Raw genomic sequence first — 15760 nt, forward strand, 5'->3', positions numbered from 1 at the left:
GGCTCCACCGACGGAGGACCTCCCCGGCCTCCCCGACCTCGCCGACCTTCCGGACCCAACGATGCCGGAGACCGCCGATCCACTGGCGGTACGCCTGCTGCTGCTCGGCCGCCCCTACGCAACTCCGGTCACGGTCACCGGTCCCGCGCTCGCCGAGGCCCGGCGGACACTGCGCGACTGGCGACGATCGGTCGCCGACTGGGCGCAGCAGCCGTCCAGACCGATCCCCACCGACCTGCTGCAGCAGTCGCATTCGGCCCTCACCGAGAATCTCGACGTCGCCGCCGTCCTGGCGCTGCTGGCCGAGGTGGCGGAACGGCCCGATGTGCCGCCGGGCGCCAAGTTCGAGACCTTCGCCCATCTCGACCGCGTCCTCGGCCTGGACCTCGCCCGCGACATCGGCCACTAGCGCCGCCCGCGACGCCCGACGCACGCTCAGCCGGGGACTCCCGCACCGATCCCCACACGAGACGTAGGCAGGGGAAATGTGTCAATGCCGCCTTCCGGGATTCCGATGACCTCGACAGCCACCCCTCGTGCTGCCAGGGCCTTCGCGGTCCGGGCCATGGTGATCCGGGAGAAGCCGAAGACGGAATCCGGGGTCAGGCTCTCGCGGTTCTTGAGCGGCATGGCAAGGACGATCCGCCTGGGCGTGAAGTCGTAGGGAAGCACGTAGTCGCCTCCGCTGCTCCGGGTGACCTTCGCAGCGAATTCTGCACGGACCCGGGCGGACTCCTGGAGCAGTTCCACTGCCACCCTGGCCCGGCCGAACAGGTGGCTCAGCGGACCGGAACCACTTGCGCGCTCGACGAGGACCAGGGTGCCGTCGGGCATGAGCAGGTCGCAGATCTCTACCTGGTCCCTGGGCCGGAGGGGATCGGTGACGTTCTTGGTGTCGAGACAGAGCCAGCCCGGCCGCTCATCGGCCACCCTGTTGTTGTACGTGTTCTCGGACACGGTGCGGAGGGCCGCCGAAGGGTCCGACGCGGAACTGACGGTCACCGAGATGCTTCCCGACCGGGAACACCCCTGGCTGCCGGACGACGACGGCGACCGGTACACAGGCGAGTTCGGGCCTGTGGCTGTCGAACGAGCGACGGCACCCTGATCGGTAGACTCTGGCGGGCCTGACGTCTCCTGTCCTGTGCTTCGGCCGGGAGGTGCTCCGAGCCTGTGCCGCGTCCGTGGAGGAATGATCTCGGTGTTGACCATGCAAGAAGCCCTACTGGTGCTGAACAAGTACTGGACCGAACATGGGTGTTTGGCTGTTCAGCCCATGAACACCGAGGTGGGTGCGGGAACGCTCAACCCCTCCACGTTCCTGCGGGTTCAGGGGCCGGAGCCGTGGCGCGTCGCGTACGTCGAGCCGAGCGTCCGCCCCGACGACTCCCGCTACGGCGAGAACCCCAACCGTCTGCAGACGCACACGCAGTACCAGGTGATCCTGAAGCCGGAGCCCGGAAACGCCCAGGAGCTTTTCCTCGGCAGCCTGCGCGCACTGGGAATCGACACGGCGGCACATGACATCCGATTCGTCGAGGACAACTGGGCCTCTCCCGCGCTCGGTGCCTGGGGCCTCGGCTGGGAGGTGTGGCTCGACGGACTGGAGATCACCCAGTTCACCTACTTCCAGCAGGCCGGTGGCATCGCCCTGGATCCCGTGTCCGTCGAGATCACCTACGGCATCGAACGGATCCTGATGGCGCTTCAGGGCGTCAGTCATTTCAAGGATCTCGTGTACGCCCCCGGCGTCACCTACGGCGAAGCCTTCGGCCAGACCGAGTACGAGATGAGCCGCTACTACCTCGACGAAGCCGATCTGGATACCCAGCGGACGCTGTTCGAGGCCTACGCGGGCGAAGCGCGCCGCATGCTCGACGCGCACCTGCCCGTGCCCGCGTACTCGTACGTCCTCAAGTGCTCGCACACCTTCAACGTGCTCGACGCGAGGGGTGCCATTTCCACCACCGAGCGGGCGCGTGCGTTCGCCCGGATGCGCGGCCTGGCCCACGAGGTCGCCGCGCTGTGGGTCGCACGCCGTGAAGAGCTCGGCTTCCCCCTGGGCAGGAGCTCGGCACCCGCGGTGTCCGATGCCCCGGCAGCCGAACTCGCCGAGGCACCCGCCCCGGCCCCGGCCGAGGTCCGGGCCGAGGCACCCGCCCCGGCCCCGGCCGAGGTCCGGGCCGAGGCTCCGGCTTTTGACTCCGAGGCTTCTGCGCCCGCGGGCTCCGTTGAGCAGGGGCCCGCGACGATGGTGTTGGAGATCGGCGTGGAGGAGATGCCGCCGGCCGAGGTCACCCGCACCTCGCAGGCGGTGCGGGACGCGCTGACGGAGAAGCTGGCCGCTACCCGGCTGGGGCACGGTGACATCTCCGTCTCAGCCGGCCCGCGGCGCGTCGTGGCCGTCGTCGAGGACGTGCACCCCCGCGAGGCGGACTACGAGCAGACGGTGCGCGGGCCGCGGGTCTCCGCCTCCTTCGACGCCGACGGGAACCCCACGAAGGCGGTCATCGGCTTCGCGCGCAGCCACGGGGTGGAGCCGGCCGACCTCGGCCGTGTCCTTGTCGGAGCCAACGAACACGTCGCGCTCACCCGTCAGGTGGTCGGGCGCCCGGCGGACGAGGTCCTCTCCTCGCTGCTTCCCGAGGTCGTGACCGGCCTCCGCGCCGAGAAGAACATGCGGTGGAACGCCCCCGGGCTTGCCTTCACCCGCCCGATCCGCTGGATCACGGCCCTGCTGGGAGAGCAGGTCATCCCTTTTGCGGTGTCCACCTTGACGTCGGGACGCACGACTCAGGTGCACCGTGACGTGGCCTCCCCGACGATCGAGGTGCCGACGGCCGACGCGTACCTCTCCTTTCTGGAGCGGCACGGCATCCTCGCGGACGCGGCCGAGCGCCGGCGGCTCGTGGTGGACGGCGCGACCCGGCTCGCCGCAGAGGTGGGCGGACGCATCGACGTGGAGCGTCACGGGGGACTGATCGACGAGATCACGAACCTCGTCGAGTCTCCGACCCCGATCCTGGGCGGTTTCGACGCGAAGTACCTCGCACTGCCCGTCGACATTCTCGTCACGGTCATGCGGAAGCACCAGCGCTACCTGCCCGTCGTGGACGAGCAGGGGGAGATGCTGCCGTACTTCGTGGCGGTGGCCAACGGATCCTGCGACCACGATGTCGTACGGCGCGGCAACGAGGCCGTGCTGCGTGCCCGGTACGAGGACGCCTCCTTCTTCTGGAAGGCGGACCTGGAGACGCCGCTGGGCGAGATGAAGGAGAAGACCCGCCTCCTCACGTTCGAGGAGCGGCTGGGCTCCATGGCGGACCGCGCGGACCGCATCTCGGCCGTCGCCCGCCGGCTTGCGGACGTGCTCGGCATCTCCGGAGCGGATCGCGAGACGCTGGAGAGGGCGGCGTCCCTGACCAAGTTCGACCTCGGTTCCCAGATGGTCACGGAGCTGTCGAGCCTCGCGGGCGTCATGGCGAGGGAGTACGCCTTCCGGGCGGGGGAGGGCGATGCGGTGGCTCAGGCACTCTTCGAGAACGAGCTTCCGCGCTCCGCCGGCGACGCACTGCCGGCCACGCTCCCGGGTGCGCTGCTGGCTCTGGCGGACCGCTTCGACCTGCTGGCCGGTCTCTTCGCGATCGGAGCGGAACCCACGGGCAGCTCCGACCCGTTCGGCCTGCGGCGTTCCGCGCTGGGCACGGTCAACATCCTGCTCAGCCGTGGCGACCTCGCCGGTCTCACCATCCGTCATGGGCTTGCGATCGCGGCCGAACACCAGGTCGTCCCGGTCGAGGAGAAGACGCTGGACGGCACGGTGCAGTTCGTGCTGCGCCGCTTCGAACAGCAGCTGATCGAGACGGGACATGCCACCACGGATGTGCGGGCGGTGCTGGTGCGGGCCGAGGCGCCGCTGCTGGCCGCGCGCACGCTGGAAGAGCTGGAGAGCCTGCGGAACGACGACCGGTTCGCCACCGTTCTGACAGCGTTTCAGCGTGTCCGGCGCATCGTGCCGGCCGGGGTGGAAGCCGGATACGACACCGCCCTTTTCGAGGAGCAGGCCGAGCACTCCCTGCACGCCGCGCTGAGCAAGAGCCGGCAGGTCCTCCACGGAGAGATCTCGCTCATGCATTTCAACGCGGAGACGGGCGACTTGGTCGAGGCGGTGAACACCTTCTTCGACGATGTCCTGGTGATGGCCACCGATCCGCGCGTACGGGCGAACAGGCTGGGCCTCCTCGCCGCCGTGCGCGACCTCGCGGAGGGCATCATCGACTGGGAGGCGCTCGTCTGACGAGGGACACCTCCGACCGGCGAGGACAGTAGGCGGCCTGCACCCCGCCCCACGCTGCGGTCGGGGGTATGCGAAGAGCACGGTCGGCGGGCGCGGGGTGCGTGTGACCGGAATGCGCGCCCCTCGCCTCACCGAACGCTTCGCACATTGCCTTCGCAAGCCCCGCTCGGGCGCAAGGTCCCAGAGAAGTCCCACAGGCGTCGCCGCCCCCTTCCGAACCAGCGTTCCACCTGGTCGGGAAGGGGGCGGCAGCCTTTGTCGATCAAATATCCCGGAAGATCTCGATCTGCGCGCCCACGGAGTTGAGGCGCTCCGCGAGCTCCTCGTAACCGCGGTTGATCACATACACGTTGCGCAGTACGGACGTGCCCTCCGCCGCCATCATGGCGAGCAGCACCACCACGGCGGGGCGCAGTGCGGGCGGGCACATCATCTCGGCGGCGCGCCACCGGGTCGGGCCTTCGACCAGTACCCGGTGCGGGTCCAGGAGTTGGAGCCTGCCGCCGAGGCGGTTCAGGTCGGTGAGGTAGATGGCCCGGTTGTCGTAGACCCAGTCGTGGATGAGGGTCTTGCCGTGGGCCGAGGCGGCGATCGCCGCGAAGAAGGGCACATTGTCGATGTTGAGCCCGGGGAACGGCATGGGGTGGATCTTGTCGATCGGCGCCTCCAGTTTGGAGGGCCGGACGGTGAGGTCGACCAGTCGGGTACGGCCGTTGTCGGCGGTGTACTCCGTCGTACGGTCGCAGTCGACGCCCATCTCCTCAAGGACCGCGAGTTCGATCTCCAGGAACTCGATCGGCACCCGGCGTATCGTCAGTTCGGACTCCGTCACCACAGCGGCGGCGAGGAGGCTCATCGCCTCGACCGGGTCCTCGGACGGGGAGTAGTCGACGTCCACGTCGATGTGCGGAACTCCGTGCACGGTCAGTGTGGTCGTGCCGATGCCGTCCACGCGTATACCGAGCGCCTCCAGGAAGAAGCAGAGGTCCTGGACCATGTAGTTGGAGGACGCGTTGCGGATGACGGTGGTGCCGTCGTGACGGGCGGCGGCCAGCAGCGCGTTCTCGGTCACGGTGTCGCCGCGCTCGGTCAGCACTATGGGGCGGCCGGGGGTGACCGAGTGGTCGACCTGGGCGTGGTAGATCCCCTCGGTCGCGGCGATCTCCAGACCGAAGCGGCGCAGCGCGATCATGTGCGGCTCGATGGTCCGCGTACCGAGGTCGCAGCCGCCCGCGTACGGAAGCTTGAACCGGTCCATGCGGTGCAGCAGCGGGCCGAGGAACATGATGATGGAGCGGGTCCGGCGCGCGGCGTCCGCGTCGATGGCGTCCATGTCCAGCCGGGCGGGCGGGACGATCTCCAGATCGGTTCCCTCGTTGATCCACCGGGTGCGCACGCCGATGGAGTTCAGCACCTCCAGGAGACGGTAGACCTCCTCGATCCGGGCCACCCGGCGCAGCACCGTACGGCCCTTGTTGAGCAGCGAGGCGCAGAGCAGTGCCACGCACGCGTTCTTGCTCGTCTTGACGTCGATGGAGCCCGAGAGCCGACGGCCGCCGACCACCCGCAGGTGCATGGGCCCGGCGTAGCCGAGCGACACGATCTCGCTGTCGAGTGCCTCACCGATGCGCGCGATCATCTCAAGGCTGATGTTTTGATTGCCGCGCTCGATGCGGTTCACGGCGCTCTGACTGGTGGCGAGCGCCTCGGCGAGTTGACTCTGTGTCCAGCCCCGATGCTGACGGGCGTCACGGATGAGCTTGCCGATGCGTACGAGGTAATCGTCTGACATGTCGAAAGGCTATCTCAGATATGAGATGAGACCTGCGCCGGGGTGTGGTGTTCGGGTGACGCTCGCGCGTGTCGGCGCGGAAGTTGCAGGCCGGGTCCGATGAAATGAGCGGGTCCGGTGTGCGCCGTGCGTTCCATGGTCCACCCGGATCGCCGCGACCGCGCGCGGTGTGCGTCCGTACGGGGACGGGAGGGGCGGGAGAGGGCTGGAGAGGGGTGACGACGGCGCCCTTCGGGAGGCCGCTCTCAAAGGGCGAGCGCGTAGTCCACGTCACCCGACTCGACGACGATGACGGAGCCGGGCTCCGCGCGATGGATGGCCGCGTGCAGCATGAGGTTGTCGCCCGGAGGGCACCGCACGGTGAACGCCGGGCCGGCGACCCGCGGGACCGAGGGCCACAGTGGCCGGATGCCGATGTCCATGACCTGCCCGCGCCCCAGGAGATCGGCGAGGGTGGTCGGGGAGATGCCCTTGAACCCGCTGGTTTCGTTCATGTTCCTCCGTCGTCCGGGCCCGCATGTCAGGTGTCGTACTCGCCGTCCCAGGGGGCGTAGAAGCCGAGGCCGTCGGGGTGGAGCTCGGCCCATTCGTCCTCGTCGTTCTCGTCCTCGCCGCCGTCGTGGCGTTCGATGACCAGCCCGAACAGCACGTCGTCGAACCTCACTTGGAAGGGCCGGATCGCGATGTCCCCGTACTCGCGCCCGGGAAGACCGTCGAGCAGCGCCGCCATCCGCGACTCTGCCCGCGCCATGACGGAGTCCTCGCCATGCGGGCGTTGCCACTGCTCGGCCCATGTGCCCGCGCGCTCGATCTCCGAGTCGATGTGGCGGCCTTCGTGGTCGAACCGGTGGAGGACGGTGTAGAGGCGCTTGTGCTCCTCCCAGCCGTCGCCGAGCGTGAACCCGTCCGGGAAGGCGTAGGTGATCGAGGCCAGGAACTGTCCGCCCGTGTACCGACCGATGGTGTCGGTCCGGTAGTCCGGCTCGTGGGCGATGGGGATGATCGCGGGGACTGCCATGGGCGAAACCATAGACAGGGCAACGGACATGAGGGCACCAGGGGCGGCGGATCCGGCAGTGCCGGGCCGGATCCGCCGCCGGGCTCTGGAAGGTTCTAGGCGTCGGCCGGACGGCGCGGCTCACGCCACATGGCCCACAGCGTCGGCCCGTTCTCCGGCGGCTGCACCTCTTCGCGCACGGTGAAGCCGAAGTGTTCGTAGAAGGGGAGGTTGGCCGCCTTGGAGGATTCCAGATAGGCGGGCAGGCCCGCCGCATCGGCCTTGGCCAGCCCCGAGCGCAGCAGGGCGGCGCCCTGACCCTGGCCCTGGGCGGCGGGGTCGGCGCCGATCAACGCCAGGTACCAGTGCGGTTCCTCGGGCGTGTGCTCGGCGGCCGTCTCGACGGTGTTCTTGAACAGCCCGGCCCGGTCGCCGAGAATGTTCAGCAGCTCCTGGATGGTCTCCGCGTCGGGCACGGCCTTGGCCTGAGCCTCCGGCGGGACCCAGAAGGCCGCCGCGGAGTCGGTGCGTTCGCACACGCTGCTGTGGACGTACTGCCGGGTGAAGATCGTGGTGAAGTAACTGACCAGCGAAGCCTGGCGCGAGGAGTCGTCGGGGAAGAACGAGCGCATCATCGGGTCGTCGTCGAAGGCGAGGGCCAGGGAGCGGCTGATCTGCGCGGCGTCGTCGACCGTTGCCGTTTTCGGCGTATTCGTTATCGGCATACGGACATTCTGTATCCGGTGATCTTGGACGGTGGGGCGGGGTGGTGGTCCTGAGAGGGAAGCTGATGGTGGCGCGGACGCGCGAGGTGTACTACTTCGACCACGTGAAGGACTTCGGGCTCAGCTGCTTCGCCGGCACGCGCCAGGTGGACCAGGATCGGCACCGTCAGGATCGACCCACCGCCGCCGAGGATGCCGAGGCCGACGCCGATGAGCAGGGAGACGGCGACGACAAGGGCGGTCAGGAGGTGCTCCTCAGCTCCGCGATCACCGTGCGGATGTCGGGGCGCGGCCCGCGGTTGTACGGCAGTTTGGACAGCAGGACACCCATGGTGCAGGAGTTGCTGAGGGCCGCGTAGGTCAGGCCGGCGCCGATCGCGGTGCCGACCAGGTGGACGCCGGGCACGAACACACCGATGAGGCCGGTGGTCAGGACGATCGATCCGGCCACGAGCCGGACCTGGCGCTCCATGTCCCACCGCTCGGGGCCCCGGTCGACAGGTGCGCCGGCCGTCTCCCAGGCGACGATGCCGCCTTCCAGGACGCGGAGGTTGGGCAGGCCGGCGTCGGCCAGGGCCTTCCCGGCCAGGGCGGCGCGGGCCCCGGAGCGGCAGACGAGCACGACGTCCTCGTCGAGGTGGGCCAGGAGCTCGGACCGGTGCTCGCGCAGGGTGTGCAGGGGCACGTTGTACGAGCCGGGGATGTGTGCCGTACGGAACTCGCCGGGGGTGCGCACGTCGAGCAGGCGCGGCGCCCGTCCTTCCTGGACGAGGCGGTGCAGAACGGTGGAGGTGAGGGAGGAGGCGGGTGCGGGGGTGGTGCTCATGGGGAGGTCCGTTCAGATCGACCACAGATACCCCAAGGGGTATCTGTGGAGTTGTGAGGGGCCCTGGCTGCCGTCGGGGCCCCGGGGGTGAGTGAGGGGTGGGGCTGGGGCGGTCAGGCGCCGACGATCTCGACGGCTTCGGTCGACTCCGGTGACAGCGCCCAGGCGGCGTATCCGCCGAGGATGTCGGAGACGTCCTGGAATCCGCGGTGGCGCAGCAGGCTCGCTGCGATCGAGGAGCGGTGGCCGCCGGCGCAGTGCAGGACCAGGGGCCGGTCGGCGGGCAGCTCGTCGGAGCGCTGCGGCAGCTCGCTGAGCGGGATGTGCAGGGCCGACTCGATGAAGCCGTTCGCCTCGCGTTCGCCGCAGGTGCGGACGTCCACGACGAGGGGAGGGGTGCCGCCGGTGAGGGCGGTGCGCAGGTGCGCGGCGGTCAGACGGCTGGCGGGGGTGACCTCGTCGGCCAGCGTTTCCAGTGCGTCGTCGGGGTTGCGCAGGTAACCGACAGCGTGATCGAAACCGATCCGGGCGAGACGGGTGACGACTTCCTCCTCCCGGTTCTGCGGCGCCATGACGACCAGCTCGTCGGCCGGGTCGAGGACGGTGCCCGCCTGTTCGGCGAAACGCCCGTCCGCGGGTACGTTCACCGCGCCGCGCAGGTGTCCGGCGGCGAACTCCTGCGGGTCGCGGGCGTCCACGACGACAGCTCCCGCGTCACGCAGCTCGGTGAACTCGGCCGGCGTCAGCGGCCGAGGGGCCGCCGAGGCGTCGTACCTGGCGCGGTCCTTGCGGTTCAGTTCGGCGTCGTAGGCGAAGTAGCCGGGCGCCGCGGACTGGCCGGCGGTGACGAGCGCGACGAACTCCTCGCGTCCCATCGGAGCGCAGGCGTAGTTGGTGGCGCGCTGCTCGCCGATGGTCGACTGCTTCTCGGTCGAGAGGTTCTTGCCGCAGGCGGAGCCGGCACCGTGCGCGGGGAAGACCCGCACCTCGTCGGCAAGGCCCATCAGCTTGTTCTGGACGCTGTCGTGGAGCATCGCGCCGAGCTCCTCGGCGGTGACGCCGATGGACGCGAGCAGGTCGGGGCGTCCGACATCGCCGATGAACAGCGCGTCGCCGGTGAGGACGCCGTACGGGACGGAGTCGTCGGCGTGCTCGTACACGAGGACGCTGATGGACTCGGGGGTGTGCCCGGGCGTCTCCATGATCTCCAGGGTGACGTCACCGAGGGAGATCCGCTCGCCCTCGGCGAGCGTGCGGACCGGGTACTCGGTCTCGGCCCGCCGGCCGTAAGCGATCCAGGCGCCGGTCTCGTCCGCCATCTCCAGGTGGCCGGCGACGAAGTCCGCATGGAAGTGCGTGTTGATCACGCCGACCACCGTGAAGCCGTGCGCGGCGGCGTCGGCCAGGTACTCGGAGACGTCCCTGCGCGGGTCGACGACCACCGCCTGGCCCGTGCGCTCGTCGGCAATCATGTACGACGCCTGGGAGAGGCAGTCGAGGTAGTACTGGTTGAAGAACACGGCAATCCCTTCATTGAGGAGTGCGCACCCCGAGGTGGGTGCGAGGGTGTTGGGCCGCTGGGCTGTTGCACGCCCGGCGTGACGGGACCCGTCCTGGGCCAGGGTGTTCAGGCGGCGTGCACGTCGGAGCCGCGCACGAGCGGACGACCGGTGCGGACCCAGCCCGCGTGCCGCCCGCGACGAAGGCGGCGTCCAGACCTGTTTCACGCATCGGGGTATATCCCTTCTCGATACCCCCTCGGGTATTTACGCACTTGACCGTAAGTCGACTCCCGCGGGGAAGTCAAATACCCCTATGGGTATCCAGAGTCACAGTGGAGTGCACACCTCGATGCTCGCCTGTGGATACCCGCAGGGGTATTTTGAACTGCAGGTCTGTGCCTCCCGGCAGAACAAGACCACGTGGGATGCCGCACTGGAGCGGCGCGTGGCGGCTTGGCCGAGGTGCGTCCAGCGGGTCCGCCCGCCCACGGAGCCGGGCCCTCTGCCCGGCGCCCGCGTTTCTGCCTCTGCTCGCCACGCAACGGAGGACTCCGCTCGTGAACACCACGCTCGCAGCCACCACGCCGACCGACGCCTCCGGGCGTCCGGTCCGCCTCGGCCTGCGGGAGAACTGGCCTCAGTTCTCCCTGCTCGTCGTCGTCAACGTCGCCGTAGGCGGCCTGGTGGGCCTGGAGCGAACCACCGTTCCGCTCATCGGCACCGACACCTTCGGCCTGACCAGCGACCTGGCCGTCTTCTCCTTCATCATTGCCTTCGGCCTCGCCAAAGCGATGACCAACCTGGCTGCCGGAGCCCTGACAGCCGGATTCCGCCGCAAACAGCTGCTCGTCGCCGGCTGGCTGATCGGCATCCCCGTACCCTTCGCCCTCGCCTGGGCGCCGTCCTGGGGCTGGATCGTCGCCGCGAATGTGCTGCTCGGCCTCAATCGGGGCCTGACCTGGTTGATGACGGTCAACATGAAGATCGACCTCGTCGGCCCCTCGCGTCGAGGCCTGGCCACCGGCCTGAACGAGGCTGCGGGCTACACCGCCGTCGGCGTCACCGCCCGGCATCGGTGAGAGCCGCCGCTGAAGATGAGACTTGACATGCCCTCTGACCTGGCGACTGTTGATTTGATGAACATCTAATCGAGGCCATTCTGGGGCATGGGAAATGAGAGTGGAGCTGACCAGGGGGTTCTCGCTGCGTGTGAGCTCAGATCGCCATCACGCCGACGCTGTTGTCGTGGACGATGGCCTGCCACTCCAGCACCGGGCAGGCAGCGACCAGCAACGTGTCCAGCCCGTCCACGCCACTCCCTTCCGGCTACGTTTCCGCACCGGCTCCATTCGAGGGGCCATTTTCGACGCCCCCGCCATCGGGCAGGGGCGTTGCTCGAGATGGTCTGTTTCAGGATGCCTTTTGGTCGGCGGGCTTCTCGATCTCGGTGGTCACCCGTGCTCCTCGGAAGAGCACCGGGAGCCACAGGAGACATGCCAGCAGGGGGACCGCGGCGTAGGTGGCCATGCCCACACTGGAGCCGAACCCGTCCATGAGCGCGCCGAGGACGAGATAGCCGATGCCGATGAGCGCCGACTCCACGAATGCGATCATCGACAGCAGGCTCGCCCGGTGGCGCGACGGCACGGCCTCGTTGAACACGTTGTCCACGATCACGGCGGTGATCTCGGGAATTCCGACCAGGGCCAGGAACGCGGCGATGGTGACCCAGACAAGGCCGAGGCCGCTCAGGCCGAGCGCCACGGCGAGCGTCAGGAGAGACACCGGGACGATGACCCGATACCCGATGCGCCGGTCCGCGCGGTCCGACAGCAATGGAGGGAGCCCGCCGGCGAAGAATCCCGCCGATATGACCACGCCGACCAATGCGGTGCCCGCTCCCTGATCGGAGAGGGTCTTCTGCGTAAAAATGATGTACGGCGTCAAAGTCGCATGCATCAATCCGGACACCACGACAAGCGTCACGAGCGCCGGCGTGGCGACCCGAAGCATCGCCCGCCATGCTGTGGCGTCGCCGTGCTCCTCCTCGGCTCCGTCCTGCTCGTCCACCGCGTCCGCGCCGCGGATCTCGGGCACCCGTGACATCAGCACCACCACGGCCAGGACGAGGCACGCCGCCGAACCGACGTAGACGACTCCCCAGGAAATCTGCTGCAGTTGGCCGCCGAAGACGATGGCGGCTCCCGAGGCGACCGTCCCGAGCATGGTGAACCGGGACTTGATCTTGACGTAGCTGGCCGTTGCACCACGACGCACGAGCAGGTCGTACAGCAGGGCGGTGTCCGAACCGGACACACATGCCATGCCCACGCCCTGCCCGATGAACAGCGCCAGGAACACCCAGTAGTTGGAGAACGCCACCTGACCGAGCAGACATCCAGCTATCAGCACCTGGCCGATCACGATGCTGGCACGCCTGCCGATTCGGTCGGCGATGACTCCCGTCGGCAACTCCGCAAGCCCGCTGACCAGGTAGAGCAGTGTCTGCAGTAGGGCCACTTGCCCGGCGGAGAAGCCTCGCTGATAAAGGAAGAGGACGAATACGCCGCGCTGGAACAGCGTGTTGGCGAGCACGGCGTATACGTAGAAGGGGCGCGTGACGCTTCGTGCTGCATCGTCGACTGCAGCCGATCCGCCAAGGGCCTCCGTGGTGCCGGTCATGCTGCGGGCTCCCCCCTGGTGACTCCGGTGATCATTAGTGTTGGACCTCCGCCGCCGAGATGACGATGCGTCGGCGGGGACCAAGACGCGTGTCGTCGACGGAGATGAACGCCGGACCGCGCCGTGCGAGGAGCTGCGCATCAGCTCGCTCGAACGCCTCGCCCGCCCGAGGAGCCGTGACCAGCGCTAGTCGCCGTGGCGACACGCGCGCACCCCCCGAAGGCGACCCCATCACTCTCATCTAGGGGTTCACACTATGAAAGTGCACTACCAGGTTGGGGTCCGCACTCTCATTCTGAGCTTCGGCTCTCAATCGGGTGATCTCGTAGGGGAACCAGTGAAGTCGGTATGAGGTGTATGGGGTGAAGTCCTCCAGGCTGGTGATGGATCCGATCTCGGGCGGGGGATGCGGACCACGTTGCTGCCGTAGAGCACCAGGTGTTTGACCGCTGTCAGCCTGGCGATGCTCGGCGGCAGGGTGATTACCTGCCGCCGCTCTTCCGGGCTCAGCTCGGTGAGGGGGCGGAACTCTTCGCGCCCGTCGGCGGCGGCCTCATCGACCAGCTCCAGCAGGTGTTGCCAGCCCGGGGCAGAGGTCTCCTGCCGTTCGGTGTGGAATCCGACGCGGGCTCGCGGGTGCGGCCTGGACTGGTCGAAGCACGAGCAGCGTCCTGGCGGGGCCCCCGCCGCTCCGGGGCTGGATCTGATGTGTCGCCCCAGCGGGTTCACGTAGAGCTTCGGTTCTTCCGTGTCCGTCCTGCCCGGAGCCGGTTCACGACCGGTCCGTGCAGGCACCGCGGGTGCCGGTAGCGCGACAGCCACCGAACATTCGCCAGAAGCACCGCATCCGGCACCCCGACCCGCTCGAAGCCCCGTCCTGCCTGGCCGCAGGCCAGGCGGGTGACCTCGAGCGCTTCCGCGTCCTTCGGCTCGATCCGTTCATCGGCGCGGACATCGACGACCACCGCCGAGCCGTCCGTGCGGCGTACGAAGTAGTCCGGAGCGTGCCGACGCTCCCGCTCGCCGTCGTGCCAGTGCAGCCAGAACGGTTGCGAGGCGATTCCCGCCACCTCGGGATCGAAGTCCATCAGCAGAAGCCGGTCCCGCTCCAGCCACGATTCGAAACCGACGTGCTGCCCGGTCGTTGCCGCCCAGTACCAGCCGGAGAAGTGACGCTCACCGCGCGCCCAGCGAAACGGCCGTACGGCGGCCACGTCCTCGAACCGGGCCGTCACACAGTCCAGCAGCGGACGCCGCCGACGCTCGCGTACAGCATCCACGTACGACAGCTCGACGTACGGCTCCGCGAGATCCACCCCGACCGGTACGGCCATCCAGCACCCCCAGCGCGACACCTCGTACGACTGGGTTCGCTGGCAAGGAAGCCGAAACGACTGGGTTCGCTGTCAAACGCCTCGATTGGATGACAGCGGTCAGTGGCTGACCTGTTGCAGTGAAGGTTGAGCGATTCTCAGCGAAGGTTGAGTGATCGATCTCCGCTGGTGTGCCGAGCCACGACAGTTGGCACCTGGCCACGCTGGTTGGCATCGCCCTCGCTCATCTATGCCAAGATTCGAGGGTGGATATGACCGACGTCACGCGTGCGATCGCGGCTGCGACTTCGGTCGCCGCATCGCTCGACCTGCCAGCCAACGATGCAATCGTTCTCCACAACTCGAACAAGCTGGCACTGCGGCTGACGCCATGCGACGTCTTTGCCCGGGTCGCCCCTGTGGGACAAGAGGTTGCACAGTTCGAAGTCGATCTCGCTCAGCGGCTCACCGAGATCGGATGCCCGGTGTGTCCCTTGGAGCCTCGGGCGGACCCGCGTGTGTACACGCGCGATGGCTTCGCAGTGACGCTGTGGACCTACTACGAGCCCGTGACACCTCACACCTCACCAGTCGACTACGCCAAGGCGCTGGAGCAGCTGCACGCCGACATGCGCAAGGTCGATGTGCCGAGCCCGAGGTTCACGGACCGGATCACGGAGGCGGAAGAAGTTGTCGCCGACCCGGATCGCTCGCCGGAGCTCACCGACGCGGACCGCGTGTTCCTCAGCGGCAGGCTGGCAAGCCTGCGACGAGCGATCGACGACCGCGGCGCCGTGGAGCAGCTGCTCCACGGCGAGCCGCATCCAGGCAATGTGCTCAGCACGAAGAACGGCCCGTTGTTCATCGACCTTGAGACGTGCTGCCGTGGACCCGTCGAGTTCGATCTCGCCCATGTTCCCGAGGCGGTCTGCGAGCACTACCCAAGCGTTGACCAAGGGCTGCTGGACGAGTGTCGGCAGCTCGTTATCGCGATGGTCGCCGCGTGGCGTTGGGAGCTTGGCGACCAGTTTCCGAATGGGAGGCGATTCGGAGAGGAACTCCTGCGCTTGCTGCGCGAGGGTCCTCCTTGGCCGACACTCGACACAGTGACCAGGCGACTGGATGGTCTGTAGAAATCGCCGAAGGTCACGTGAAAGCGGCAACGAACCAAGCGACGAGACTGTCGCCGTTGCAACCCCATGCGCGCCGGCCTCGCTGCCGCGCTGAACCATGGCGCCGGTGCCAACAAACGTGGCAGTCCTCGGCGCGGACGTCGACGATCCGGGCGCGACCGTCGGCCAGCCGTACGAAGTAGTCAGGCGCGTGCCGTCGCTTCGCGCCGCCGTCGCGCCAGTGCAACCAGAACGGCTGGGAGGCGATCCCCACCACGTCCGGGTCGAAGTCCAAAAGGATCAGCCGGTCCCGTTCCAGCCACGACTCGTAGCCCACGTGATCGCGGGTGGTCACCGCGTAGTACCAACCGGGGAAACTGCGACTGCCCTTGTTCCAGCGGAACCCGCGTACCGGTGGCACATCCTCGAAGCGGACGTTCCATCCGGCACCCAAAGCGGTGCGGCGGCGTTGTCCGCCGTCCAAGAAGTCCAGGTCGAAGGCGCTGAGTGCTTG

At 68.3% G+C, this 15760-nt stretch carries 11 protein-coding genes and 2 pseudogenes; 3 read left to right on the forward strand and 10 right to left on the reverse strand.

What is annotated here, in order from left to right; genetic code table 11:
- Positions 1–435: 435 nt before the first annotated feature.
- Entirely contained in the window at positions 436–1212 is a 777-nt protein-coding gene (locus tag BT364_RS16565) for a TIGR04141 family sporadically distributed protein (protein WP_079179495.1), read from the reverse strand.
- On the opposite strand from BT364_RS16565, the gene BT364_RS16570 reads away from it, so the two are divergent.
- Positions 1211–4297 (forward strand): glycine--tRNA ligase, encoded by a 3087-nt coding sequence (locus BT364_RS16570; protein WP_072486042.1) that lies wholly within the window; start codon positions 1211–1213, stop codon positions 4295–4297. The genes BT364_RS16565 and BT364_RS16570 overlap by 2 nt on opposite strands.
- A gap of 262 nt (positions 4298–4559) precedes the next feature.
- Here the strand turns inward: BT364_RS16570 and BT364_RS16575 are convergent, their stop codons facing one another.
- The 6 genes and pseudogenes from BT364_RS16575 to BT364_RS16600 all read right to left on the reverse strand — a co-directional run bounded on the left by BT364_RS16575 (position 4560) and on the right by BT364_RS16600 (position 10157).
- Positions 4560–6089: a helix-turn-helix domain-containing protein gene (locus tag BT364_RS16575; RefSeq protein WP_072485941.1), complete on the reverse strand. Its 1530-nt coding sequence runs from the start codon at positions 6087–6089 to the stop codon at positions 4560–4562.
- A gap of 251 nt (positions 6090–6340) precedes the next feature.
- Positions 6341–6583, reverse strand: a pseudogene (locus BT364_RS16580) (RraA family protein); the annotation flags it as partial.
- Between the two features lie 26 nt (positions 6584–6609).
- Positions 6610–7107: a hypothetical protein gene (locus tag BT364_RS16585; protein ID WP_072485942.1), complete on the reverse strand. Its 498-nt coding sequence runs from the start codon at positions 7105–7107 to the stop codon at positions 6610–6612.
- Between the two features lie 95 nt (positions 7108–7202).
- Entirely contained in the window at positions 7203–7811 is a 609-nt protein-coding gene (locus BT364_RS16590) for a GNAT family N-acetyltransferase (protein WP_072485943.1), read from the reverse strand.
- A 241-nt stretch (positions 7812–8052) separates the two neighbouring features.
- Complete coding sequence (locus tag BT364_RS16595) at positions 8053–8637, reverse strand: rhodanese-like domain-containing protein (RefSeq protein ID WP_072485944.1); 585 nt, start codon at positions 8635–8637, stop codon at positions 8053–8055.
- Between the two features lie 113 nt (positions 8638–8750).
- Positions 8751–10157: an MBL fold metallo-hydrolase gene (locus BT364_RS16600; RefSeq protein ID WP_072485945.1), complete on the reverse strand. Its 1407-nt coding sequence runs from the start codon at positions 10155–10157 to the stop codon at positions 8751–8753.
- 539 nt (positions 10158–10696) lie between these two features.
- Here BT364_RS16600 and BT364_RS16605 point away from each other — a divergent pair.
- Positions 10697–11218, forward strand: coding sequence for an MFS transporter (locus BT364_RS16605; protein WP_218172437.1), 522 nt, complete (start codon positions 10697–10699; stop codon positions 11216–11218).
- A gap of 331 nt (positions 11219–11549) precedes the next feature.
- Here the strand turns inward: BT364_RS16605 and BT364_RS16610 are convergent, their stop codons facing one another.
- Complete coding sequence (locus tag BT364_RS16610; protein WP_177328144.1) at positions 11550–12821, reverse strand: MFS transporter; 1272 nt, start codon at positions 12819–12821, stop codon at positions 11550–11552.
- A gap of 725 nt (positions 12822–13546) precedes the next feature.
- Positions 13547–14155, reverse strand: a complete 609-nt coding sequence (locus BT364_RS16620; protein WP_079179496.1) for a TnsA-like heteromeric transposase endonuclease subunit — start codon at positions 14153–14155, stop codon at positions 13547–13549.
- 251 nt (positions 14156–14406) lie between these two features.
- Here BT364_RS16620 and BT364_RS16625 point away from each other — a divergent pair, with 251 nt between their 5' ends.
- On the forward strand, positions 14407–15267 hold the full coding sequence (locus tag BT364_RS16625) for a phosphotransferase (protein ID WP_072486044.1): 861 nt from the start codon (positions 14407–14409) through the stop codon (positions 15265–15267).
- 124 nt (positions 15268–15391) lie between these two features.
- Here BT364_RS16625 and BT364_RS42265 read toward each other — a convergent pair.
- Positions 15392–15739: pseudogene (locus tag BT364_RS42265) on the reverse strand (TnsA-like heteromeric transposase endonuclease subunit); the annotation flags it as partial.
- Positions 15740–15760 lie beyond the last annotated feature (21 nt).

Origin of the sequence: Streptomyces atratus (genome assembly GCF_900119365.1) — a bacterium.
Taxonomy (GTDB): domain Bacteria; phylum Actinomycetota; class Actinomycetes; order Streptomycetales; family Streptomycetaceae; genus Streptomyces; species Streptomyces atratus_B.

Bases quoted from the DNA above. Each gene is read 5' to 3' on its own strand.
- BT364_RS16565 (WP_079179495.1), bottom strand. From the start codon at position 1,212: ATGGTCAACACCGAGATCATTCCTCCACGGACGCGGCACAGGCTCGGA.
- BT364_RS16610 (WP_177328144.1), bottom strand. From the start codon at position 12,821: ATGACCGGCACCACGGAGGCCCTTGGCGGATCGGCTGCAGTCGACGAT.
- BT364_RS16575 (WP_072485941.1), bottom strand. From the start codon at position 6,089: ATGTCAGACGATTACCTCGTACGCATCGGCAAGCTCATCCGTGACGCC.
- BT364_RS16625 (WP_072486044.1), top strand. From the start codon at position 14,407: ATGACCGACGTCACGCGTGCGATCGCGGCTGCGACTTCGGTCGCCGCA.
- BT364_RS16585 (WP_072485942.1), bottom strand. From the start codon at position 7,107: ATGGCAGTCCCCGCGATCATCCCCATCGCCCACGAGCCGGACTACCGG.
- BT364_RS16590 (WP_072485943.1), bottom strand. From the start codon at position 7,811: ATGCCGATAACGAATACGCCGAAAACGGCAACGGTCGACGACGCCGCG.
- BT364_RS16620 (WP_079179496.1), bottom strand. From the start codon at position 14,155: ATGGCCGTACCGGTCGGGGTGGATCTCGCGGAGCCGTACGTCGAGCTG.
- BT364_RS16570 (WP_072486042.1), top strand. From the start codon at position 1,211: ATGCAAGAAGCCCTACTGGTGCTGAACAAGTACTGGACCGAACATGGG.
- BT364_RS16595 (WP_072485944.1), bottom strand. From the start codon at position 8,637: ATGAGCACCACCCCCGCACCCGCCTCCTCCCTCACCTCCACCGTTCTG.